Below are 22696 nucleotides of genomic sequence, written 5' to 3'. Positions count from 1 at the left end.
TTTCGTGAACACCGCCCGGGGCGCGCGCGGAGCCGCCCCCCGCCACGACGACCGTCGCCGCGGCTTCCCGCAGGTCGCGCCCCGAGAGGCCCCCGACGGGCGGTTCGCCGCCACCTGGTGGGGCAACGCCTGGGTCGAGGCCCTGGAGGACACCGCTCTCGACCCGGCCCGCCTCGCCCGCGGCAGGGCGTACGCGGGACGCGGCCACGTCGACGCGATCACCGTGACCCCCGGCCGGGTCGTCGCCTACGTCCACGGCAGCCGCGCCCGCCCGTACCGCGCCGAGATCAGGATGCGGACGCTCGGCGACGACGGCTGGGAGCGGTTCCTCGACGAGGCCACCGCACGCCCCGACCACATCGCCGCCCTGCTCGACAAGGACGTGCCGCACGCCCTCGAGGCGGTCACCGGACTGCTGCCCGCGCCCGGCGACCTCGTCCCCGACTGCTCCTGCCCGGACGACGGTTACCCCTGCAAGCACGCCGCCGCCCTCTGCTACCAGGCCGCCCGGCTCCTCGACGAGGATCCGTTCGTCCTCTTCCTGATGCGCGGCCGCGGGGAGCAGGAGCTCCTCGCCGAACTCACCCGGCGCAACGCGGCCAGGTCCGCCGCCGAGACGATCGCCGCCGCACCCCCGATGCCGACGGTCCCCGCCCGCGCGGTGCTCGCCGCGACGGAGCGGTCAGGGCTGCCGCTGCCCCCACCGCTCCCGCTGCCGGACCGGCCCGGCCGCCCCGCCGTCTTCCCGCCCGACCCCGCCGCCCCCGATCCGCTCGCCCTCGACCTCCTCGTCACCGAGGCCGCCGCCCGCGCCCACGCGTTCCTCGCCACCGGACACGACCCGGTCGCCTCACTCACCCCGTGGCAGGACGCCGTTCGGCTCGCCGCCGCGCACCCCGGGTCCGGGCTCACCGCCTCGACCCGCACCCTCTACCGCGACCTGGCGTGCGCGCTCGACCGCACCCCGACGGATCTCGCCCGGGCCGTCGCCGCCTGGCGGCAGGGGGGCGCCGCGGGTCTCGCCGTCCTCGAAGAGCCCTGGGACCCGCCGGCGGGCCCGTTCGACCGTGCGAGACCCGCGCTGATCGCCGTCGACTTCCCCGCCTTCCGGCCTTGGCGCAACCGGCTCTCCACCGAGTCCCTCCAGCTCCGCCTCGGCCGCGACGGCCTCTGGTACGGCTATGAGTCGGACGCCGGCCGCGAGGACTGGTGGCCGCGCGGCGCGCCCGATCCGGACCCGGTCGGAGCCCTCACCGACCTCCTGGGACGCTGACCGACACTCGAACGGAGTCCCACTCGATGGAGTGAAACCCGTCAACAGCCGGATCCGGCACGTGTGTTTGTCGCGTTGATTCCGGTACGGGCACTTGCCCGTGCACACCTCCGGAAGGCAGGAAGCCATGAGGCACATGCGCCGAAGTGGTCTGGCCACATTGTTGGTCACGGGTGGAGCGCTCGCGCTCTCGGCGGGCGCCGCGCACGCCGATTCCGGCGCGCAGGGCGCCGCGGTGGGTTCGCCGGGCGTCGGCTCCGGCAACACGGTTCAGCTGCCGGTGCACGTCCCGGTCAACGCCTGCGGGAACACGGTCAACGTCGTCGGCCTGCTCAACCCGGCCTTCGGCAACGGCTGTGCCAACCGCTCCGCCGAGCACGAGCCCGAGGGCTACGGATCGGACGGCGACGGCCGTTCCCACAAGGACGAGCCCGGCACGCCGCGCGGCGGCGAGCAGGCCGGAGGCCCGCAGACCGGCGGCTCGCAGGGCGGCTCCTCCAACGGCGGCGGGTCCACCGCCGAGGGCCGTTCCGAGGGCTCTCCCGGCGTCCTCTCCGGGAACGGCCTCCAGCTGCCGATCGACCTGCCCGTGAACGTCAGCGGGAACTCGGTCAACGTGGTGGGCCTGCTCAACCCGGTCTTCGGCAACACGGCGGTCAACGGCCCCGGGAAGCCGGCGCAGCCGATCGAGAAGCCGACGCCGCGCCCGCAGACCCCCGTCCGGAACGTGCCGGTCCCGCAGACCGAGACCGAGACGGAGACCGAGAAGCCCGCCCCGGCCCCCGCGCCGCAGGGTGAGACGAGCCCGGTCGCGCTGGCCGCCACCGGTGCGGACACCATCGGCTACGCCGCCGGGGCGAGCGCCGCGCTGCTGCTCGGCGGCGCCCTGCTGTACCGTCGCGCGCGCCGCGCCGGCGACCAGGCCTGAAGGTCCGGTCTCCGCGGACCGGCCGAGGCACGCTGACACCCGAGCCGTCAGTCGTGTCCCCGGCCGTGGGCGTCCTCGCCGCCGCGACGCCAGGCCCGGAGCACCGCCTCGATGGCGGGAGCGACCCTCGTCCGGGCCTGGTGCCGCGGAACCCCCCGCATCAGCAGCGTGTCGTACGGCGTGTCGACATGCCGTACGGAGGCGCGCACGGCGGCCGTGACGGCGCCGCGGTCGAGCGAGCGGCCCGCGGCCGTGCGCCCCACCCGTCCACTGCCCTTCGCCGAGGCGTGGACGGCGATCTCCGCGGCCCGGTCCGCCGGGACGGAGGGGAAGAGCCGCAGGATCTCCGCCCGGAGGACCTCGGTGACCTCCGCGTCCAGCGCCGCGCGCCGCACCGCGTCCCTGGCCCGCCGTCTGGCCCGCGCCTCCGCGTCCGCCAGGCAGGCCAGTTCCGCCTCGGCGAGCGCCGCCTCCTCGACGAGGAGGCCCTGACGCTCGTACCGGGTGCGGCGCCGGTTGTGCCGTACCACCACGGCCCAGAGGGCGCTGCGCTCACGGGCGCGACGGGTGAGCGCCGTGTCCCCGCGCCGCAGGAAGACCAGGTGCCCGAGGTCGGCGCAGTCCAGGCAGACCGGGGCGTTGAACTCGACGATCATCCGCTCCAGCGGGCCCTGCCGGCATTCCGAGCAGCGGCGGCGCCTGAGCGGTTCGACGACGACGGGTGCGACGAGATCCATGTCCGCCGTCCCGTTCAGCGGATGCCGGGCGCGGCGGCGGTGATGAACAGGGCGAGCGCCTCCTTCGCCGAGGCGGAGCGCCGGGCGCGCTCCGCCTCGCCCTCCGCCTCGTGCATGCAGTGGGCCTCCTCGAAGGCGGCCTCGGCCAATCGACGGACCTGCGGGTCGTCGCAGACCAACTGGACGCGGAAGAGGGCCTGCCGGGCGGCGGTGCGCCGCCGGTAGGAGGCGTGGCGGGACTCCTCCGCCTCCTCGGAACCGGGTTCCTTCATCGCGCGGAACCAGCGGTCGTTCTGGCTGTGCCGGTAGTCGACGACCGCGCCCGCGTAGGCGCTGTAGGTCGCGATCCGCTCCTGGCGGAGCTGCTCGGTGCGGGCGAGCGAGGCGGTGCGCTCGGTGGCCCGCCTCTGGAACCAGTGCGTGGCGATGACGCCCAACAGGGTTCCCGCCACGGCTATCAACGCCACATCCACGACCGATCGCCCCTCCCTGTCCTCGGATCTCAGGTCTTCAGATCATGACAGCCGAGGGGGCGGGACGTCACTGCCGGTAGCCGCTCAGGAAGCGGCCGATGCGGCTGATCGCGGCGTCGAGGTCGTCGGCGTACGGCAGGGTCAGGATGCGGAAGTGGTCGGGGCGCGGCCAGTTGAAGCCGGTTCCCTGGACGACCTGGATCTTCTCCCGCAGCAGCAGGTCGAGGACGAACTTCTCGTCGTCGTGGATCTTGTGCACGGCCGGGTCCAGGCGCGGGAACGCGTACAGCGCTCCCTTCGGCTTCACGCAGGAGACGCCGGGGATCTCGTTGAGCTTCTCCCAGGCCCGGTCGCGCTGTTCGCGGAGCCTGCCGCCCGGGGCGGTCAGCTCGTGGATCGACTGGCGGCCGCCGAGCGCGGCCTGGATGGCGTACTGGGCGGGGGCGTTGGGGCAGAGCCGCATGGAGGCGAGCATGGTGAGCCCCTCCAGATAGTTCCTGGCGTGCTGCTTCGGGCCGGTGACGACCAGCCAGCCGGAGCGGAAGCCCGCCACCCGGTACGTCTTGGAGAGCCCGCCGAAGGTGAGGACGACCAGATCGGGGGCGAGGGAGGCGGCCGGGTAGTGGACGGCCTCGTCGTAGAGGATCTGGTCGTAGATCTCGTCGGCGAAGACCATCAGGCCGTGGCGGCGGGCGAGGTCGAGGATGCCCTCGACGATCTCCTTCGGATAGACCGCGCCGGTGGGGTTGTTGGGGTTGATGACGACCACGGCCCGGGTCCGGTCGGTGATCTTCGACGCCATGTCGTCGAGGTCCGGGTACCAGTCGGCCGACTCGTCGCACAGGTAGTGCACCGCCTTGCCGCCGGCGAGGGTCGTGACCGCCGTCCACAACGGGAAGTCGGGGGCGGGGATCAGGACCTCGTCGCCGTCCTCCAGGAGGGCCTGCACGGCCATGGAGACGAGCTCCGACACGCCGTTGCCGAGGAAGACGTCGTCGACGTCGACCTCCGGCAGCCCCATGGCCTGGTAGCGCTGGGCCACGGCGCGGCGGGCGGACAGGATGCCGCGCGAGTCGGTGTACCCGTGGGCCTTGGGGAGCATCCGGATCATGTCCTGGACGATCTCCTCGGGCGCCTCGAAGCCGAAGAGCGCCGGGTTGCCGGTGTTGAGGCGCAGCACGCTGTGGCCCGCCTCCTCCAGCGCGTTGGCGTGTTCGATGACGGGGCCCCGGATCTCGTAACAGACCTTGCTCAGCTTGCTCGACTGCCGGAACTCCATGTCCGACCTCCCCAGTCCCCGGAATCAGTGTTGCTTGGTTTTACCAAGTTCAAGCTTGGAAAGTCCAACAACATGTCTAGACTGCGTCGCATGCCACGTCAGCCACGCCGCCGCAGCTACGACCAGCACTGCGCCGCCGCGCGCGCCCTCGACCTCGTCGGCGACCGCTGGACGCTGCTCGTCGTCCGCGAACTCCTCGCCGGGCCGCGCCGCTACACCGACCTCCACGCCGACCTGACCGGCGTCAGCACCGACATGCTCGCCGGCCGCCTCAAGGACATGGAGGCCGCCGAGCTCGTCACCCGCCGCCGGCTTCCGCCGCCCGCCTCGGCGTTCGTGTACGAACTCACCCCGCGCGGGCACGACCTGCTGCCCGTGCTGCGCGCCCTGGCCGCCTGGGGAGCGCCCGATCTGGGCGAGCCGCGGCCCACCGACGCCGTCCGCGCGCACTGGTACGCGATCCCGCTCCTCGGGGCCCTCGCCGAACTGGGCGAGGGCGTCGTCCAGGTGACCCTGGACGAGGGCGAGTTCCACGTACGGGTCGGGAGCGACGGGAGCGTCGCGTACGGGGACGGGGTGTACGGGGCCGGTACGGCGGTGGTGCCCGACGCCCGGCTACGGACCGACGCGGCGACCTGCAGGGCCCTCGCGGCAGGGGAACTGACGCTCACCGAGGCGATCGCATCGGGTCGCGCCGCCCTCGAACACGCCGCGCCGGCCGCCGGGATCAGGTGACCTGCCGCTCCGCCGAGCCGCCCAGGGCCAGGGTGCGCGCGAGACGGTCCCGGGCCTCGGTCTGTGCCGCGATCCGCGCGTCGAGGACTGCGAGCCGCTCGCGGCGACACCCGCGTTGTTGACGAGCACGTCGAGACGGCCGTGGTCGCCCAGGGCGGTACGGACGATCTCCTCGGCCGCGCCCTCCGCCGTGACGTCGGCGACGCACGGACGGATCCCGGGGTGGCCCTCGGCGGCCTCCCGCAGCGGCTCCTTCCTGCGGCCGACGGCGACGACCGTCGCCCCCTGTCCGGCGAACGCGCGGGCGGTGGCCCGGCCGATGCCGGTGCCCGCACCGGTGACGACGACCCTGGTGGGTGTGGTGGTGTCCATGAACCCGATGGTGGAACAGTCACGCCAGTGACAAGGTCAAGCCGTGACGTATGAGGAGCCCCTCGCCGACCGGCTCGTCCCGTTGCCCCGCCGGGACGCGGACACGCTCGCGGGCCGGCCGGCGGTGCTCCTGCGCGGACCCGGTGGCGGCGGTCCGGCGGATCTGCGGGCAGGATGAACACGATGAGCGGGACGCGGTACGAGGCGATCACCTGGGAACGGCTGGCGGAGACGCTCGCCGGGCACCTCGACGAGGCCACCCCCGGCGACGGCGGTGACTGGCTCAAGGTCGGCATCGACGGACCGCCCGCCGCGCCCGGTGGCGCGCTCGCCGGGCTGCTCGCCGAGGCGCTGCGGACACGAGGGCGCTCCGTCCACGTCGTGGGGACCGCCGGTTTCCTGCGGCCCGCCTCCCTCCGGTACGAGTACGGGAAGCGGGACCCCGACGCGTACTACGACGGATGGACCGACATCAAGGCCCTGTGGCGGGAGGTCTTCGGGCCGCTGGAACCCGGCGGCACCGGGCGCGTGCTGCCCGACCTGTGGGACCCGGTCCGGGACCGCGCCACCCGCAGCCCGTACGTCACGCTGCCGCCGGGCGGGATCCTCGTGGTGCACGGGCCGTTCCTCCTCGGCCACTGGTTCCCCTTCGACCTCACCGTGCACCTGCGGCTATCGGCCGCCGCCCTCGCCCGGCGCACCGAGGCCGAGGAGACCTGGACCCTGCCCGCCTTCGCCCGGTACGAGACGGAGGTCGACCCCGGTACGACCGCCGACGCCGTCGTACGCGCCGACGACCCGCGCCATCCGGCCTGGACGGGGCTGGGGCGGTAGGTCACGACGGGGGACGTCAGCCGCCGGCCGGGAGGTCCGGTGGGCGGCCGCCCACCACGGTGACCGCCTCCGCGCCCGCGCGACAGCCCTCCGCCGCCGCCCGTGCCGGGTCCGCGCCCGCGAGCCGGGCGGCCAGGAACGCTCCGGTGAACGCGTCGCCCGCGCCCGTCGAGTCCACCGGCCGAACCCGTGGCGCCGCCACCCGCGCCGTGACCGCGCCGCCCTCGGCGACCAGGGCGCCGGCCGCCCCGAGGGTGACCACGACCAGAGGGAAGAGGCGGCTCAACCCGGCTGCCGCCGCCTCCGTACCGGCGCATCCGGTGAGTGACCGCGCCTCGTCGGCGTTGGGCAGCAGGACCTCGGCTCCTTCCGCCGCCGCCAGGAACGTGTCCACCCCCAGCTCGGTCAGGAACCCCGTCGACGCCGGGTCCACGCTCACCGGGATCCCCGCCTTCCTGGCGTCCCGCAGCGCACGCCGGGCCGTCTCGCGGCTCGGCGCGGCGAAGAACAGGTACCCGGAGAGATGGAGCCCGGCCACCCCGTCGAGCAGGGCGGCGGACCAGTCGCCGGGGGAGAGGCGCAGGGCGGCGCCGCTGTCGGTCAGGAAGGTGCGCTCCGCAGAGGAGTCCACGAGCGCGATCACGGTGGCCGTCGCCGCCTCCGCGTCCGGTACGAGCAAGGGGCGCACGCCCGCGCGCCGCAGCGCCCGTTCGTGCCAGCCCGCCGCGTCCGTCCCCACCCTGCCGAGGAGCCGTACCTCTCCGCACCCGGAACGCGCCGCCCAGCAGGCCGCGTTGGCGCCGGCGCCGCCCGGGAGCGTCCGGATCTCCGCCGCCGTGTCCGTGGCGGGGGCGAGCGGGGTCCGGTGCCGGGCGACGACATCCGTGACGATGTCCCCGACGACGAGCAGGGCGCCCGCCGCCCGGCTCACCGGCCGCCCGCGCCGGGTGCCACTCCCGTACCGGGCACCGTTCCCGTACCGGGCGTCGCTCCCGTATCAGGTATCACTTCCGCACCGGGCACCACTTCCGTACCAAGGACCGTCCCCACGCCGTACGCTCCCGCGATCCTCGCCGCGAGCCGCACATTGCCCCGTACCGCCGCCAGATTGGCCTCCAGGGACGCCCCCTCCGTGTGGACCGTCAGGTATTCGAGCAGGAACGGCGTCACCCCCTGCCCCGTGATCCCCTTCTCCCTCGCCGCGGCCAGGCCACCCGCGAGCACCCGGTCGTGGAGCGCGGGGTCCAACTGCTCCGACACCGGGACCGGGTTGGCGACGACGAGCGCCGCCCTCGGCTCGCCGAGCCGGTCCTGCGCCCGTATCACCCCGGCCACCTCCTCCGGGGTCCGCAGGGTCCAGTCGACGGGCTCGCCCGAGGAGGAGAGGTAGAAGCCGGGGAAGTGCTCCGTGCCGTACCCGACGACCGTCACCCCCAGGGTCTCCAGGCGCTGGAGCGTCGCGGGCACGTCGAGGATCGACTTGACCCCGGCGCAGACGACGGTGATCCCGACCCGGGCGAGCAGCCGCAGGTCGGCAGACTCGTCCTGGGTCTCGGTCCACTCGCGGTGCACGCCGCCGAGGCCGCCGGTCGCGAACACCCGTATGCCGGCCGCGTCGGCGAGCCGGGCCGTCGCCGAGACCGTCGTCGCGCCGGTCGCGCCGGTCGCCAGGGCAGGGGCCAGGTCGCGGTGCCCGAGCTTCCGCACCGCCGGGTCCTCGGCGATCCGCGTCAGGGCCGCCCGGTCCAGGCCCACCCGTGCCGTGCCGTCGACCACGGCGACGGTGGCGGGGACGGCGCCCCCGGCCCGTACCAGCTGCTCCAGTTCCAGGGCCACGGCCAGGTTGCGCGGGCGCGGCAGGCCGTGGGCGATGATCGTCGATTCCAGCGCGACGACGGGACGCCCCTCGTGGAGCGCCTCCCGTACCTCTTCGGACACCTGTGTGGACATGTCCCATTCCTGGCGCGACCACCGGCCCCGCAAACCTCGGTGGCGACCACCGGCCACACCGGAGGCGGACCCGCGGAATCCGTCACGCGGTGTCCGGCGAGCTCGCCGGGCCGGGCGTACCGGCCGCCGGGCGCGGCCCGAAGGGGCGGTGCGGATTTCGTCGTCGTCGCGCGATGCGGGCATCGCGGCTGGTGGGAGGCGAAGCGGAGGCATTCCGTCCACCCGGTACCGGCCTCGGGGCGGTCCCCGGCCCCCGCTACAGTCACCGCCCATGACGACACATGACCAGCCCTCTTTCGCCGTGCACATCCCCGACGCGGAGCTCGAAGCGGAGCCGCTCGACCCCGGCCAGATCGTCTCCGGCACGCCCGAGGTGACGGGCAAGGTGCTGTGGGAGTCGGCCGACGGCAAGCAGCTGCGCGGCATCTGGCAGATCACGCCCGGCGTCGTCACCGACACCGAGGCCAACGAGCTCTTCGTGGTGGTCTCCGGCCGGGCGACCGTCGCCGTCGAGGGCGGGGAGACGCTGGAGGTCGGACCCGGGGACGCCTGTGTGCTGCGCGAGGGAGACCGGACGACCTGGACCGTCCACGAGACCCTGCGCAAGGCGTACCACATCAGTCTCTGAAGGCGGCGGGGCGCGGTCGAGCCGCTCCGGATCGCTCGTACTCCAGGGTCGGCCAGAGGTCTGGTAGGAAACCTTCCTGTCGGCTAGCATCCCGGCAGCGGCTCGGCGCGGCGACCCGACCTGAGGGCGTGACGCGCTCAGCGAGAGCTCTGACCCGGCCGCTGAGCACCACCCGCCGTGTGGCGCCCGAATCGCCACCCGGTCGGCGCCCGTACCCATGTCCCGGGGTACGGGCGGACCGGACCACGTTCACGCGGCCGGTCGTGGTGCGCCGCACCGGTGTCCAGCTCTCGCCACCCCACAGGCCAGGGAGCCAGGTATGCGCCTGAACGCCTCCGCCCCACCCCGCCGCACCGTCCCCCACCGACTGCCCGTCGTCCTCACCGCCGTCCTCATGCTCGTCGGCGGACTCCTGCTCGCCCTCCCGGACCGGGCGGGAGCCGCCGTCGACGTCCTGATCTCGCAGGGCCGGCCGGCCACGTCCTCGTCCGTCGAGGACAGCACGTTCGGCCCGGAGAAGGCCTTCGACGGCGTCTCCACCACCCGCTGGGCCAGCGCCGAGGGCATCGACCCGCAGTGGATCCGGGTCGACCTCGGCCCGTCCGCCACCGTCTCCCGCGTCAAGCTCGTCTGGGAGGTCGCCCACGCCAAGGCCTACCGCGTCGAGATCTCCGCCGACGGCACCACCTGGGCCGGCCTCGCCACCGAGACCGCCGGCAACGGCGGCACCGACGACTGGACCGGACTCACCGGAACCGGCCGCTACCTGCGCGTGTACGGGACCGCGCGCGGCACCCCGTACGGCTACTCGCTCTACACGGTCGAGGTCTACGGCACCACGAGCACCACCCCGCCGCCCACCGGCGCCTTCACCGTCGTCGCGGCCGGTGACATCGCCGCCCAGTGCACGGCCTCCAGCAGCTCCTGCGCCCACCCCAAGACCGCCGCCCTCGCCCAGCGGATCGCGCCGTCCTTCTACCTGACGATGGGCGACAACCAGTACGACGACGCCCGGCTCTCCGACTTCCGCAACTACTACGACAAGACCTGGGGCGCCTTCAAGGCGCAGACCCGGCCCGTGCCCGGCAACCACGAGTCCTACGACCCGGCCGGCGCGTTCGCCGGCTACAAGTCGTACTTCGGTGCCCTCGCCTACCCGCAGGGCAAGCCCTACTACAGCTACGACCAGGGCAACTGGCACTTCATCGCCCTCGACTCCAACTCCTTCGACGACGCCGCCCAGATCCAGTGGCTCAAGGACGACCTCGCGCGGAACACCAAGGGCTGCGTCGCCGCCTACTTCCACCACCCGCTGTACTCCTCCGGCGGCCACGGCAACGACCCCGTCTCCAAGCCCGTCTGGCAGATCCTCTACGGGGCCAAGGCCGACCTGGTGCTGAACGGCCACGACCACCACTACGAGCGGTTCGCCCCGCAGAACCCGAGCGGACAGGCCGCCGCCGACGGCATCGTCGAGATCGTCGGAGGCATGGGCGGCGCCGAGCCGTACGCGATCGAGACGGTCCAGCCCCACAGCCAGAAGCGGATCAGCGGTCCGTACGGCGTCCTGAAGCTGGACTTCACCGACACGACGTACACCTGGCAGTACGTCGGCGTCGACAACCAGGTCAAGGACACCGGCCCGACCTACACCTGTCACTGATGTACCTCGCGACCACCGGTCGCCCGGGCGCGCCGCCCACCCCCTCGGGGGTCCGGTGGCGCGTCCCCGGCACCGTCCTCGCCCTCGGCGCGGTCAGCCTGGTCACCGACGTCTCCTCGGAGATGGTGACCGCGGTCCTGCCGCTCTACCTGGTCGTCGGACTCGGCCTGTCCCCGCTCCAGTTCGGGCTGCTCGACGGCCTCTCCACCGGCGCCACCGCGCTCGTACGACTCATCGGCGGCGCCGCCGCCGATCGCGGCGGCCGCCACAAACAGATCGGCGGACTCGGCTACGCCCTCTCCGCCTGCTCCCGGCTCTGCCTCCTCCTGGCGGGCGGCGCGACGGGCTGGATCGCCACCGCCATCGCCGCCGACCGGCTCGGCAAGGGCGTCCGCACCGCCCCGCGGGACGCCCTCATCACCCTGCACAGCCCACCCGAGGACCTGGGCCGCGCCTTCGGCACGCACCGCGCCATGGACACCACCGGCGCCCTCCTCGGCCCCCTGGCCGCCTTCGCCCTGCTGTGGGCGACGGCCGACGCCTACGACGCCGTCTTCGCCGTCAGCTTCTGCGTCGGGGCGTTCGGCGTCCTGCTCTGGGCGCTGCTCGTCCCCGGGCGGGTGAGGGAGCGGCGCAGGACGCGGGAGAACGCGACGAGGCCGGCCGCACGGGCGGCACCACGCGCGCGTGGCGAGCTCCTCACCGGACCGCGCCCGCCCGCGTGCCGACGGATCGTGCCGCGCGCCGGGCTCCTCACCGGACCGCGCTCACCCGGCTACCGGCGGATCGTGCTCTGCGCCGGGCTCCTCGGCGCCGCCACCGTCGGGGACTCCTTCCTCTATCTGCTGCTCCAGCGGCGACTGGAGTTCGACGCGACCTGGTTCCCGTTCCTGCCGCTCGGCGCCGCCGGCGTCTACCTGCTGCTCGCGGTCCCCGCCGGACGCCTCGCCGACCGGATCGGGCGGCGCGCGCCGTTCCTGTACGGGCACGGGGCCCTGCTCCTCGCCTACGCGCTGCTCCTGGTCCCGCTGCCCGACACGGCGGTCCTCCTGGGCGTCCTCGTCCTGCTCGGGATGTTCTACGCCGCCACCGACGGCGTCCTGATGGCCCTGACCGGCCCCTACCTGACCGAGGGACGGCGGGCGGGCGGCCTCGCGCTCGTCCAGACCGCGCAGGCGCTCGCCCGGGTGGGAGCCGCCGTCGCGTTCGGCGCCGTCTGGACCGCGAGCGGGCCCCGGGCCGCCCTCCTCGTGGCCCTCCTCGCCCTCACCGCGGCCCTCTGCTGCGCCGCGCGCCTGCTGCCAGCGACCCCCGCGGGAGGAGTCCCCTCGGAGCAGGACGCTCCGGGGCCCTCCGAGACCGTCGCCCCCGAGCCCTCAGAGAGGACCGACTGACCCATGCCCGCACCGACCGGCGCCCGCCCCTCCACCCGCACGCGCGTGTGGATCCTCGTACTCGCCCTCCTGCTCCTCGGCGGCGGGGCCACCGCCTACACCCTGCGGGCGGCTTCGGTGCGGCAGGCCGCGACCACCGGCACCGCGGACCCAGGCTTCACCCTCGACGGCGGCGCCGGCGCGCTCTACGCCCGTGACACCGCGAGCGGCCGAGTCGCGCGCGTGGACCCGTCCGCGCCCGGCGGCCGGGTGGTGGGCGGCCCCTCCTGCGACCGCTTCCACGCGGCCGGCGGGACCGCCCTCTGTCTTCAGCGCAGGCCGGGCGTGCCGGCCCGCTCGTACGCCCTCGTGCTCGACCGGCACCTGCGCGAGGTGCGCCGCATCGGCCTGCCGGGCATTCCCAGCCGGGCCCGGGTCTCGGCCTCGGGGAACGTGCTCTCCTGGACGATGTTCGCGACCGGCGACTCCTACGCGCGCTCGTCCTTCTCCACCCGCACCTCGATCCTCGACCTGCGCACCGGCTATCTGGTGAAGAACATGGAGCAGATCCCCCTCACCCTCGGCGGCCGCCGTCACCACGCCCCCGACGTCAACTACTGGGGCGTCAGCTTCGCCGCGGACGACAACCGCTTCTACGCCACCGTCTCGACGGCCGGCCGCACTCATCTCGTCGAGGGCGACCTGCGGAAGTGGTCGGCCCGCGCCCTGCGGGAGAACGTCGAATGCCCCTCGCTCTCCCCGGACGGCGGCAGGATCGCTTTCAAGAAGCGGGTGTCCGACGGCCCGCGCGAGCCGTGGCGGCTGTACGTGTACGAGTTGGGCACCGGGCGCGAACACGCGGTCGCCGAGCGGCGCGGCATCGACGACCAGGCGCTGTGGACCGACCGCGCCACCCTGGCGTACGGGTACGGGGGAGAGGTCTGGGCGGTGCCCGCCGACGGCACCGGAGTCCCGCGCCGGCTCGCCCGAGCGGCGTCCTCCCCCGCGGTGCCGCACCGGGCCCCCGCGGTGCCGCACCGGGCCCCCGCGGTGCCGCACCGGGCGGAGACTTCCGGGGCTCAGGCCTTGCGGAACGAGCCGCGGAGCGCGAGCGCCGCCATCGGCAGCAGCAGACACGCGGCGATCGCGTTCAGCGGGCCGTAGCCCGCCTTGGCGACGATCAGGCCCGCCGCGAGGCCGCCGACACCGGCGGCGGTGTTCATGATGAAGTCGGAGAGTCCCTGGACCGCCGCACGCGCGGCCTGCGGCACCGAGTCCGTGAGCAGCGCCGAGCCGGACACCAGACCAGCCGACCAGCCCAGGCCGAGGACGAAGAGGCCGAGGGCGGTCCGGCCGTGGCTCGGTCCCGCCGTGCCCGCGACGAGCGCGGCCACCCCGATGAGGCCGACCGCGAGCCCGATCACCGACAGCCTTCCCAGCCGGTCGGACAGCCAGCCCATCAGGGGCGAGAAGGCGTACATGCCCGCGATGTGCCCGCTGATCACGAGCCCGATCAGCTGGATGTCCGCGCCGTGGTGGGTCAGCGCCACCGGGGTCATCGACATGATCGACACCATCGCGGTGTGCGAGCCGGCGACGGTGACCAGGGCGAGGCGGGCCCGTGGGGACTCCCGTACCACCCGCATCCCCGCACGCAGCGAGCGTTCCTCCGCCGTCCCGCCCGCCCCGGCCCCGGCCCCGGCCTCGGACAGCGCGCGGGCGGTGAGGAGCGGGTCGGGGCGGAGCAGCAGCGCCACCACGGCCGCCGCGATCACGAAGACCCCGGCCGCCCAGACGAAGGGGCCCGCGGTGGCCGGTATCCCCAGGCCCGAGACGCTCTCCCCGGCCGGCGCGGCGATGTTCGGTCCGAGCACCGCCCCGATGGTGGTCGCCCACACCACCGTGGAGATGGCCCGGGCCCTGCGGTCCGGTGCGGCCAGGTCGGCGGCGGCGAAGCGGGCCGCCAGGTTCGCCGATGACCCCGCGCCGAAGCCGACGAGTCCGACGAGCAGCAGGGGGAAGCTCTCGACGACCGCCCCGAGCACCGCCACTCCGGCCCCGAGCGCCCCGATCAGGTACGCGAGGACCAGCCCGGCCCGGCGGCCCCGCGAGGCCATCAGGGCGGCCAGCGGCATGGCGAGCAGCGCGGGGCCGGCCACCGTCGCCGTCGACGCCAGACCGGACAGTGCCTCGGAGCCGCTGACGTCCTTGGCCAGGACGGCGGACAGCGCGACGCCGGTGGCGATGCCGAGGCCTCCGAGGATCTGGGTGGCGATGAGCACGGCCTGGATCCGTCGGCGGAGCGCGGGCAGCTCGGCGCCGGTGACGGGTATGGGTCCGGGCAGGGTCGTGTCAGGGGCATCGGGGCTGTTGGTCACTGACGTGAGTGTGCCAGCCGCCCCACCCGAGGGGAACGCCCCGGCCCACGGAACGGCGGGCCGCGCTCAGAACAGCGGCGCGGGCAGCACGCCCTCCAGGGCCAGCAGCTGTCTCTTGGTCTCGAGGCCGCCCCCGAAGCCGCCGAGTCCCCCGTCGCTCTCCACCACACGGTGGCACGGCACCACGACCGGCAGCGGGTTGGATCCCATCGCCGCCCCGACGGCCTGCGCCGCCCCCGGCTGCCCCACGCGCCGCGCCAGCTCCCCGTACCCGACGACCGTGCCGTACGGCACACCGCTCGCCAGCTCGCGCAGCACCTGCCGGTGGAACCCGGTCGTCAGGCTCCAGTCCAGAGGCAGTTCGACATCGCCGGGCTCGCCCGCGAAGTACCGGTCGAGCCGGCGTATCGCGTCGGCGAGCAGTCCCGAGGCGCTCTCCACCGGCTCCGCGCCGAGCTGCCCCGCGAGCCGGGCGAGCATCCGCTCCCGCCGCGCCGCGTCGGCGTGGAACTCCACCCGCACGAGCCCCCGCGCGGTCGCGGCGAGGAAGAGCGGCCCGATGGCGCTCTCCATGACCGTCCACTCCACCGGGACGGCCCGCTCGCCGCCCGTCGGCCCCGCTTCGATGTCCATGCCGCCCACGGTACGACCCGCCACCGACAGCGAGGTCGCCAGTGAGACCGGCAGCGAGGTCGGCAGCCAAGATCACGACCCGGTCTCGCTCCGGTCTCACGCGCGCCAATTCCCCGGTCACGTGGTCGTGGGGCGCTCGGCGCGCCATAATCTCGCCCCGGTAGTACTACCCAGCGGTACCGACTGTTTTCGGACGACGTTGCACCAGGGGTGGAGGACACACGCTCATGCAGGGCACGGTCGACGGATTCAGCTACGGGCTCGTCACGCCGGTGGCCGCCTTTCTCATGGCGTGCCTGGGCGGCGCCCTCGGCCTTCGGTGCACGACGAGATCGCTCCGCCACCGGGACAGCTTCAAGGCGGGCTGGCTCGCCCTCGGCGCCACCTCGATCGGCACCGGCATCTGGACCATGCACTTCATCGCCATGATGGGCTTCTCCGTCCACCACGCGCCCATCACCTACGACCGCCCCATCACCTTCGCCAGCCTGGGCGTCGCCGTCGTCATGGTCGGGATCGGCATCTTCATCGTCGGATACCGCGGGGCCACCGCCCTCACCCTGGTCACCGGCGGCACCATCACCGGCCTCGGCGTGGCCACCATGCACTATCTGGGAATGGCCGGTATGCGTCTGCAGGGGCGTATCGAGTACGACACGCTCACCGTCGCGCTCTCCGTGGTCATCGCCGTCGTGGCCGCCACCGCGGCCCTCTGGGCGGCCGTCTCCGTGCATGGGTTTCTGGCCAGTCTCGGCGCGAGCCTGGTGATGGGCGTCGCCGTCAGTGGTATGCACTACACCGCCATGTCGGCGGTCAGCGTCCACCTGCACGGCACCGAGCCCGCCGCCGGCGCCGGTGACACCGCCACCTCGCTCCTGCTGCCGATGCTGATCGGCCCGGCGGTCTTCCTCATCCTCGCCGCCGTCGTCGTCATGTTCGACCCGCTGCTCGTGATGGGCGACCCGGACTGGCGGGGGCCCGCCGCCAGGGCCCCGCACCGCCCCGGCGTGCCCGTCCCCCGTCACGTCCCGTCCTACGGCGAGCCCGCCAACTGGACGTCCAGGCCCGCCGGGCGCGCCGCCCGCAGGACCGCCGCCCGGGGCGGTCACCGCTCCCAGGACTGGTGATCACCGCCCGACTGTCGGTGCCGGGTCGTACGGTGGTTGCATGCGGCCCGTTTCCAAGATCGAACGTTCGGTGGCGCCCTTCGAGGTCGTCAGCTCCTACCAGCCCAGCGGCGACCAGCCGGCGGCCATCGCCGACCTGGAGCGGCGTATCCGCGCGGGCGAGAAGGACGTCGTGCTCCTCGGTGCCACCGGCACCGGAAAGTCCGCCACCACCGCGTGGATGATCGAGAAGCTCCAGCGCCCCACCCTGGTGATGGCGCCGAACAAGACGCTGGCCGCCCAGCTGGCGAACGAGTTCCGCGAGCTCCTGCCGAACAACGCGGTGGAGTACTTCGTCTCGTACTACGACTACTACCAGCCCGAGGCGTACGTGCCGCAGTCGGACACGTACATCGAGAAGGACTCCTCGATCAACGAGGAGGTGGAGCGGCTGCGCCACTCCGCGACGAACTCCCTGCTCACCCGCAGGGACGTCATCGTGGTCGCCTCCGTCTCCTGCATCTACGGCCTCGGCACGCCCCAGGAGTACGTGGACCGGATGGTCCCGCTCAAGGTCGGCGAGGAGGTCGACCGCGACCAGCTGCTGCGCCGCTTCGTCGACATCCAGTACACGCGCAACGACCTGGCGTTCACCCGCGGCACCTTCCGCGTCCGCGGCGACACCATCGAGATCTTCCCGGTGTACGAGGAGCTCGCCGTCCGCATCGAGATGTTCGGCGACGAGATCGAGGCCCTCTCCACCCTCCACCCGCTCACCGGCGAGGTCATCAGCGAGGACCGCGAGCTGTACGTGTTCCCCGCCAGCCACTACGTCGCGGGCCCCGAGCGCATGGAGCGCGCGGTCAACGACATCGAGCGCGAGCTGGAGGGCCGTCTCGCCGAGCTCGACAAGCAGGGCAAGCACCTGGAGTCCCAGCGGCTGCGCATGCGGACCACGTACGACCTCGAGATGATGCGTCAGATCGGCTCCTGCTCCGGCATCGAGAACTACTCGATGCACTTCGACGGACGAGAGCCCGGCTCCGCGCCCAACACCCTCCTGGACTACTTCCCCGAGGACTTCCTGCTCGTCATCGACGAGTCGCACGTCACCGTGCCGCAGATCGGCGCCATGTACGAGGGCGACGCCTCCCGCAAGCGGACCCTGGTCGACCACGGCTTCCGGCTCCCTTCCGCCCTGGACAACCGCCCGCTGAAGTGGGAGGAGTTCCAGAAGCGGATCGGCCAGACCGTCTACCTCTCCGCGACCCCCGGGACGTACGAGCTCTCCCGGGGCGACGGCTTCGTCGAGCAGATCATCCGCCCCACCGGCCTCGTCGACCCCGAGGTCGTCGTCAAGCCCACCGAGGGCCAGATCGACGACCTGGTCCACGAGATCCGGCTGCGCACCGAGCGCGACGAGCGGGTCCTCGTCACCACCCTCACCAAGAAGATGGCCGAGGACCTCACCGACTACTTCCTGGAGCTCGGCATCCAGGTGCGCTACCTGCACAGCGACGTCGACACCCTGCGCCGCATCGAGCTGCTCCGCGAGCTGCGCGCAGGCGAGTACGACGTCCTCGTCGGCATCAACCTCCTCCGCGAGGGCCTCGACCTTCCCGAGGTGTCCCTCGTGGCCATCCTCGACGCCGACAAGCAGGGCTTCCTGCGCTCCGGCACCTCCCTGATCCAGACGATCGGCCGCGCCGCCCGGAACGTCTCGGGCCAGGTCCACATGTACGCGGACCGGATCACCCCGGCGATGGAGCAGGCCATCGACGAGACCAACCGGCGCCGTGAGAAGCAGATCGCGTACAACACGGAGCACGGCATCGACCCGCAGCCGCTCCGCAAGAAGATCAACGACATCGTCGCGACCATCGCCCGCGAGGAGATCGACACCGAGGAACTCCTCGGCACCGGCTACCGCCAGGCGAAGGAGGGCAAGGGTGCCAAGGCCCCCGTCCCCTCGCTCGCCGCGCACGGCGTCAAGGGCAAGGGCAAGGGCGGTGCCGCGGGTTCGACGGTCCAGCTCGGTGACCGGCCCGCCACGGAACTGGCCGCGATCATCGAGGAGATGACCGACCGGATGCGGGCGGCCGCCGCGGAGCTGCAGTTCGAGGTGGCGGCCCGACTCCGTGACGAAGTGGGAGAGCTGAAGAAGGAGTTGCGCCAGATGAAGGAGGCGGGTCTCGCCTGACCGGACGCGGTCCGATGTGTTGCAAGACCGACACAAAAGCGGACCGCGCCTCCTCGGTGTCAGTGGCGCTGCGTAGGGTGACCGACAACCGCACGCACCGGAACAGCGGACGCGGGGAACGCCAACGAGAGGGGCAGACGCGTGTCGGTCAACATGACCAAGGGCCAGGCCATCAGCCTGGAGAAGAAGGGCGGGGGCAGCCTCACCCAGGTGCGGATGGGCCTCGGCTGGCAGGCCGCGCCGCGCCGCGGCCTCTTCGGTTCGCGTACCCGGGAGATCGACCTGGACGCCTCGGCCGTCCTCTTCGCCGACAAGCAGCCGGTCGACGTGGTCTTCTTCCGTCACCTGGTCAGCGACGACGGCTCCGTCAAGCACACCGGTGACAACCTGGTGGGCGGTGCGGGCCAGGGCGGTGACGACGAGGCGATCCTCGTCGACCTGGAGCGGGTCCCGGTCCACATCGACCAGATCGTCTTCACGGTGAACTCCTTCACCGGCCAGACGTTCCAGGAGGTGCAGAACGCGTTCTGCCGGATCGTCGACGAGACGAACGGGCAGGAGCTCGCGCGCTACACCCTCGACGGCGGCGGCAACTACACCGCGCAGATCATGGCGAAGGTCCACCGCGCCGGCTCCGGCTGGCAGATGACCGCCCTGGGCAACCCGGCCAACGGCCGCACCTTCCAGGACCTGATGCCGGCGATCCTGCCGCACCTGTAGGCGCGCCCGCGCGGCACGCACCCACAGCTCCCGGAGGCGCCAGGCCACCGGGAGCTGTCCCGCATGAACCACACGACGCGCTTCAACCGAGCCCGGTAACGCTGAGGGGACAGAGTCGATGACGGCCGAGCTGGTCCGGGGGCAGAACCACCCCCTGCCCGACACCCGCCTCGAGATCCGGGTGTCGGCAGGTCACCCCGTCCTCGCCGGGGCCACCCTCGGAGACGAGCAGGGCAGGGTCCCGGGCGCGGAGTGGATCGCGCACCCCGGCGCGCCCTCCCTCCACGGCGTCGACGTCCCCGGACAGGCCGCCGCCGACCACCGCCTCACCGTCGACCTGGAGGCGGTCCCCGGGGCCGTCCACCGTGTCTCGGTCCTCCTGGCGTTGCCCGGGGCGCGCGCCGACGGAACCGCCCGGTTCGGTGCCGTCGCCGCCCCGTTCGTCACCGTCGCCGGCCAGGACGGCGCCGAGATCGCCAGCTACACCATCACCGGCCTCGACAGCGAGTCCGCCGTCGTCGCCCTGGAGCTGTACCGGCGCCAGGGCGCCTGGAAGGTCCGCGCCATGGGCCAGGGGTACGAGGGCGGTCTCGCCGCCCTCCTCGGCGACCAGGGCCTGGAGCGCCCCGCCGACCTGGCCGCCTCGATCCTGGAGACGGTCGCACCCGCGCCCGCCCCGGTCGCCGCGCCGCCGCAGCGCGTCCCCGAGACGGAGCGCGTACGGCACACCGCACCGGCGACGCCCCCGGACCCGTCCAGGACCGACCCGGCCGACCGGACATCCCCGACCCCGGCGACCGGGACGGCCGCGCCCACCCCCGCGACCGGGACGCGCACCGGTGGCCCCGTCGACTACACCCACCCGCGCCGCCAGGCGGCCTCCGCCCCCGCCCCCGAGCCCCGGCAGGCTCCGCCCGTGCCGGTCGCCGGGGACGCCTCGGGCTGGTCCATGGACGAGCGGCTGTACAACCAGGTGTGGGGCATGTTCGAGGACCTGGCCCGTACCGCCGCCGCCTACCGCAGCGCCTGCGACTTCGCGGAGTCCCGGCTCGACCGGGAGCTCGACCAGACCCTCTCGGACTACCGCTCCCGGGTCGGGGGCGCCAACGACGCCGCGCGGGCGGCCGCCCGCGCCCGGCACGACGAGCTGGTGGAGCGGGCCCAGGCCGTCCTGGACCGGGACCTCGCCCAGCTCGCGGCCGAGTCCGAGGTCGTCGAACCGGCCCTGCCCGTCGCCTACGCCCGCTGGGACAACCCCGTCTGGCACGCCTACCGCGTCCCGGCGGAGGATCCGCTGGCGGTCCGCCTGGGAGACCTCCACCTTCCCGAGCGGGCGGATCTGCGCATCCCCATGCTCGTCCGGTTGCCGCTGGAGCGGGGACTCTGGGTGGACAGCGGTCGGGGGCACTCGGAGGCGGCCGGGCTCCTCGACCAGGTCGAACTGCGGCGGCTCGCCCTGGACAGCGCGGTCGCGCACACGGCCCGGCTGCTCGCGGCGCACCCGGCGGGCCGGTTCGCCGTCCATGTCGTCGACGCGGCCGGCGCGGGCGCCGCCGCGCTCGCCCCGCTGGTGGAGTCGGGTGTCCTCGCGGCCCCGCCGGCCCGGGGCGCGGCCGGTGTCTCGGCGGTCCTCGAGCAGCTCACCGAGCGGGTCGACCTGCTGCAGATGGCGCTCAGGGGTGGGGCCCACGACGCTCTGCCGCCCGGTCTCGACGCGGCACGGCAGCTCCTCCTCGTGCACGACTTCCCGCACGGCTTCGACGACCGGGCGGTCACCCGGCTCCGGTACCTCGCCGACGAGGGGCCGTCGGTCGGCGTCCACCTGCTGATGGTCGCGGACCGGGAGGACGCGGCCGCGTACGGGCCGCTGCTCGATCCGCTGTGGCGTTCGCTGCTGCGGCTCACCCCGGTCCCCGATGACCACCTCGCCGATCCGTGGGTCGGCCATGCCTGGTCGTACGAGCCTCCGCTCCTCCCGCCGGGCAGCGGGGTGCTCCGTGAGGTCCTCGCGCAGGTGGCGGCGGCCCGCCATGGAAAGCGGCCCTGACCTGCTCTTTTGGTGGCCCTTTACCCTGCCCTTTACCTTCTCTTGGTCTTTCGGGTAGTCTTCTTGGTGCGGAGGGGAGTACTCCCCAAGCGCGGCGTACCCGTCAATACGGACGGATCATCATGGATCCGATCCCGGGGCGTCGGCCCGGCGGCCATCGTCCGTCGCCCGGGTGGAAGAGACCTCCGGCAGCGACGACGCTGATCAAGTAGCCGTACGACGCCGGAGGCGCAGTGGACGTTTCAATGACCCTCTGGGTGCTGACCATTCTCGGTCTGTGCGCCCTGATCGGAGCCGACTTCTTCATCGGGCGCAAGCCCCATGACGTGTCGGTCAAGGAAGCCGGAATCTGGACGGTCGTCTGGATCGTGCTCGCGGCCCTCTTCGGAATCGGTCTGCTGTTCTTCGGCGACAGTCAGGCGTCCGGGGAGTTCTTCGCGGGCTACATCACCGAGAAGTCGCTCAGCGTCGACAACCTCTTCGTCTTCGTCCTGATCATGGCGAAGTTCTCGGTGCCGTCCCACCTCCAGCAGCGCGTGCTGCTCGTGGGCGTGCTGATCGCCCTGGTGCTCCGCGCCATCTTCATCGCGGCCGGCGCGGCGGTCATCGCGAACTTCTCCTGGATCTTCTACATCTTCGGCGCGTTCCTGATCTACACCGCCTGGAAGCTCATCCAGGAGGCGCGTTCCGACGACGAGGAGGACGAGTTCGAGGAGAACCGTCTCCTCAAGAGCGTCGAGAAGAAGTTCGGCGTGGCCGACCGGTACCACGGAACCAAGCTGTTCATCCGGGTCAACGGCAAGCGGATCATGACCCCGCTGATGATCGTCATGCTCGCCATCGGCACCACCGACATCCTCTTCGCCCTCGACTCCATCCCGGCGATCTTCGGTCTCACCCAGGACCCGTACATCGTCTTCACCGCCAACGCCTTCGCCCTCATGGGTCTGCGACAGCTGTACTTCCTGATCGGCGGCCTGCTCAAGAAGCTGGTCCACCTCAGCTACGGCCTGTCGGTGATCCTCGGCTTCATCGGTGTGAAGCTCGTGCTGCACGCCCTGCACGAGTCCGGGGTGCACGTCCCGGAGATCTCCATCCCGTTCTCGCTCGCGGTCATCTGTGGTGTTCTGGTCATCACCACGATCACCAGCCTGATCGCCTCCAAGAAGCAGGCGGAGCGGGAAGCCGCCGAGAGCGTGGCCGACGCCGACAGCGCCGAGAAGGACAGCATCGGCGCCTGACGCGGCACACACGGCGACGGCCGGCCCGGGGTGTGCCCCGCCGGGCCGCGGCCGGTTGACGCGGCGCCCCCAAGCCGGGTCGTTAAAACAAAAGAACCAGGCGCCCGGAAGGGGGGGGTTGTAAAA

Annotated in this window: 21 protein-coding genes and 1 pseudogene; 14 read left to right on the top strand and 8 right to left on the bottom strand. The window is 73.1% G+C overall.

The genetic code is table 11. The features are described 5' to 3' along the window. Window positions 1–4 precede the first annotated feature (4 nt). Window positions 5–1273: an SWIM zinc finger family protein gene (locus tag ACFWUY_RS01855; protein WP_384100890.1), complete on the top strand. Its 1269-nt coding sequence runs from the start codon at window positions 5–7 to the stop codon at window positions 1271–1273. A gap of 127 nt (window positions 1274–1400) precedes the next feature. After that, entirely contained in the window at window positions 1401–2201 is an 801-nt protein-coding gene (locus ACFWUY_RS01850; protein ID WP_384100888.1) for a chaplin family protein, read from the top strand. 47 nt (window positions 2202–2248) lie between these two features. Here ACFWUY_RS01850 and ACFWUY_RS01845 read toward each other — a convergent pair whose 3' ends face one another. The 3 genes from ACFWUY_RS01845 to ACFWUY_RS01835 all read right to left on the bottom strand — a co-directional run bounded on the left by ACFWUY_RS01845 (window position 2249) and on the right by ACFWUY_RS01835 (window position 4690). Further along, window positions 2249–2938 (bottom strand): DUF2293 domain-containing protein, encoded by a 690-nt coding sequence (locus ACFWUY_RS01845; protein WP_384100886.1) that lies wholly within the window; start codon window positions 2936–2938, stop codon window positions 2249–2251. A 14-nt stretch (window positions 2939–2952) separates the two neighbouring features. Then, window positions 2953–3411: a hypothetical protein gene (locus tag ACFWUY_RS01840; RefSeq protein ID WP_384100884.1), complete on the bottom strand. Its 459-nt coding sequence runs from the start codon at window positions 3409–3411 to the stop codon at window positions 2953–2955. Between the two features lie 67 nt (window positions 3412–3478). Beyond that, a complete protein-coding gene (locus ACFWUY_RS01835) occupies window positions 3479–4690 on the bottom strand; it encodes a pyridoxal phosphate-dependent aminotransferase (protein ID WP_384100882.1) in 1212 nt (403 codons plus the stop codon). A gap of 90 nt (window positions 4691–4780) precedes the next feature. On the opposite strand from ACFWUY_RS01835, the gene ACFWUY_RS01830 reads away from it, so the two are divergent. Continuing rightward, entirely contained in the window at window positions 4781–5425 is a 645-nt protein-coding gene (locus tag ACFWUY_RS01830; protein ID WP_384100880.1) for a winged helix-turn-helix transcriptional regulator, read from the top strand. A gap of 90 nt (window positions 5426–5515) precedes the next feature. Here ACFWUY_RS01830 and ACFWUY_RS01825 read toward each other — a convergent pair. Continuing rightward, window positions 5516–5797: pseudogene (locus tag ACFWUY_RS01825) on the bottom strand (SDR family oxidoreductase); the annotation flags it as partial. 43 nt (window positions 5798–5840) lie between these two features. On the opposite strand from ACFWUY_RS01825, the gene ACFWUY_RS01820 reads away from it, so the two are divergent. Both ACFWUY_RS01820 and ACFWUY_RS01815 read left to right on the top strand, forming a co-directional pair. Then, window positions 5841–5975, top strand: coding sequence for a hypothetical protein (locus ACFWUY_RS01820; protein ID WP_384100878.1), 135 nt, complete (start codon window positions 5841–5843; stop codon window positions 5973–5975). A 5-nt stretch (window positions 5976–5980) separates the two neighbouring features. Continuing rightward, a complete protein-coding gene (locus ACFWUY_RS01815) occupies window positions 5981–6631 on the top strand; it encodes a uridine kinase (protein ID WP_384100876.1) in 651 nt (216 codons plus the stop codon). 16 nt (window positions 6632–6647) lie between these two features. Here ACFWUY_RS01815 and ACFWUY_RS01810 read toward each other — a convergent pair whose 3' ends face one another. Together ACFWUY_RS01810 and ACFWUY_RS01805 are read right to left on the bottom strand one after the other, a co-directional pair. Next, window positions 6648–7562: a carbohydrate kinase family protein gene (locus ACFWUY_RS01810; RefSeq protein ID WP_384100874.1), complete on the bottom strand. Its 915-nt coding sequence runs from the start codon at window positions 7560–7562 to the stop codon at window positions 6648–6650. After that, entirely contained in the window at window positions 7559–8581 is a 1023-nt protein-coding gene (locus ACFWUY_RS01805; protein WP_384100872.1) for a pseudouridine-5'-phosphate glycosidase, read from the bottom strand. The genes ACFWUY_RS01810 and ACFWUY_RS01805 overlap by 4 nt, the downstream gene beginning before the upstream one ends. Before the next feature lie 271 nt (window positions 8582–8852). Between ACFWUY_RS01805 and ACFWUY_RS01800 the strand changes: the two genes are divergently transcribed. The 4 genes from ACFWUY_RS01800 (at window position 8853) to ACFWUY_RS01785 (ending at window position 13409) form a co-directional block, all read left to right on the top strand. Further along, window positions 8853–9209 (top strand): cupin domain-containing protein, encoded by a 357-nt coding sequence (locus ACFWUY_RS01800; RefSeq protein ID WP_384100870.1) that lies wholly within the window; start codon window positions 8853–8855, stop codon window positions 9207–9209. A gap of 319 nt (window positions 9210–9528) precedes the next feature. After that, window positions 9529–10872 (top strand): discoidin domain-containing protein, encoded by a 1344-nt coding sequence (locus tag ACFWUY_RS01795; protein WP_384100868.1) that lies wholly within the window; start codon window positions 9529–9531, stop codon window positions 10870–10872. Beyond that, window positions 10872–12266: an MFS transporter gene (locus ACFWUY_RS01790; protein WP_384100866.1), complete on the top strand. Its 1395-nt coding sequence runs from the start codon at window positions 10872–10874 to the stop codon at window positions 12264–12266. Before ACFWUY_RS01795 ends, ACFWUY_RS01790 begins: the two co-directional genes overlap by 1 nt. A 3-nt stretch (window positions 12267–12269) precedes the next feature. After that, a complete protein-coding gene (locus tag ACFWUY_RS01785) occupies window positions 12270–13409 on the top strand; it encodes a TolB family protein (RefSeq protein WP_384100864.1) in 1140 nt (379 codons plus the stop codon). Here ACFWUY_RS01785 and ACFWUY_RS01780 read toward each other — a convergent pair. Together ACFWUY_RS01780 and ACFWUY_RS01775 are read right to left on the bottom strand one after the other, a co-directional pair. Beyond that, window positions 13325–14623, bottom strand: a complete 1299-nt coding sequence (locus ACFWUY_RS01780; RefSeq protein WP_384100862.1) for an MFS transporter — start codon at window positions 14621–14623, stop codon at window positions 13325–13327. The genes ACFWUY_RS01785 and ACFWUY_RS01780 overlap by 85 nt on opposite strands. A 66-nt stretch (window positions 14624–14689) precedes the next feature. Then, window positions 14690–15256 (bottom strand): methylated-DNA--[protein]-cysteine S-methyltransferase, encoded by a 567-nt coding sequence (locus ACFWUY_RS01775; RefSeq protein ID WP_384100860.1) that lies wholly within the window; start codon window positions 15254–15256, stop codon window positions 14690–14692. Window positions 15257–15483: 227 nt separating this feature from the next. Here ACFWUY_RS01775 and ACFWUY_RS01770 point away from each other — a divergent pair, with 227 nt between their 5' ends. From ACFWUY_RS01770 to ACFWUY_RS01750, 5 genes are all read left to right on the top strand, one after another. Continuing rightward, entirely contained in the window at window positions 15484–16383 is a 900-nt protein-coding gene (locus ACFWUY_RS01770; protein ID WP_384100858.1) for an MHYT domain-containing protein, read from the top strand. A gap of 40 nt (window positions 16384–16423) precedes the next feature. Continuing rightward, window positions 16424–18562 (top strand): excinuclease ABC subunit UvrB, encoded by a 2139-nt coding sequence (gene uvrB / locus ACFWUY_RS01765; RefSeq protein ID WP_384100856.1) that lies wholly within the window; start codon window positions 16424–16426, stop codon window positions 18560–18562. A 141-nt stretch (window positions 18563–18703) separates the two neighbouring features. After that, entirely contained in the window at window positions 18704–19282 is a 579-nt protein-coding gene (locus tag ACFWUY_RS01760) for a TerD family protein (RefSeq protein ID WP_384100854.1), read from the top strand. A gap of 118 nt (window positions 19283–19400) precedes the next feature. After that, window positions 19401–21329 (top strand): TerD family protein, encoded by a 1929-nt coding sequence (locus ACFWUY_RS01755; protein WP_384100852.1) that lies wholly within the window; start codon window positions 19401–19403, stop codon window positions 21327–21329. Window positions 21330–21562: 233 nt separating this feature from the next. Beyond that, window positions 21563–22570, top strand: a complete 1008-nt coding sequence (locus ACFWUY_RS01750) for a TerC family protein (RefSeq protein WP_384100850.1) — start codon at window positions 21563–21565, stop codon at window positions 22568–22570. Window positions 22571–22696 lie beyond the last annotated feature (126 nt).

It is taken from the genome of Streptomyces sp. NPDC058664, assembly GCF_042716635.1.
In the GTDB taxonomy this organism is placed as follows: domain Bacteria; phylum Actinomycetota; class Actinomycetes; order Streptomycetales; family Streptomycetaceae; genus Streptomyces.
Note: the sequence above shows the minus strand (reverse complement) of the source record. Positions and strands in the feature narration are given on the sequence as shown.